The sequence below is a fragment of the Neisseria sp. P0009.S008 genome, assembly GCF_051958615.1.
GTDB lineage: Bacteria > Pseudomonadota > Gammaproteobacteria > Burkholderiales > Neisseriaceae > Neisseria > Neisseria subflava.
In genome coordinates, this window is the sequence record NZ_JBQCVG010000051.1 from 1 (window position 1) to 288 (window position 288).

Below are 288 nucleotides of genomic sequence, written 5' to 3' on the forward strand. Positions count from 1 at the left end.
CGACAAATATCGGTTACGTTTGGTTTGCGCTTCCGTCAGCGGACGGTTGCGGTGGGCTTTGCGCATAATGCCGTCCAGCAACCGATGCTCTTCCAGATGTTGCCGGTTTTCTGCACTGTCGTAGCCTTTGTCGGCATAGACGGTCGTACCTTTGGATAGTCCTTCCAACAAAGGCGACAGGTGTTTGCACTCATGGGCATTGGCGGGGGTAATGTGCAGTTTCTCGATATAGCCTTCCTCATCGGTACGGGTATGTTGTTTGTAACCGAGTTTGTAGAGGCCGTTTTT

1 protein-coding gene is annotated in these 288 nt (G+C 51.7%); it reads right to left on the bottom strand.

Annotated elements, in window-relative coordinates:
- A partial coding sequence (locus tag ACTHSQ_RS11200) for a transposase (protein ID WP_440372017.1) occupies positions 1-288 on the bottom strand: 288 nt, incomplete at both ends.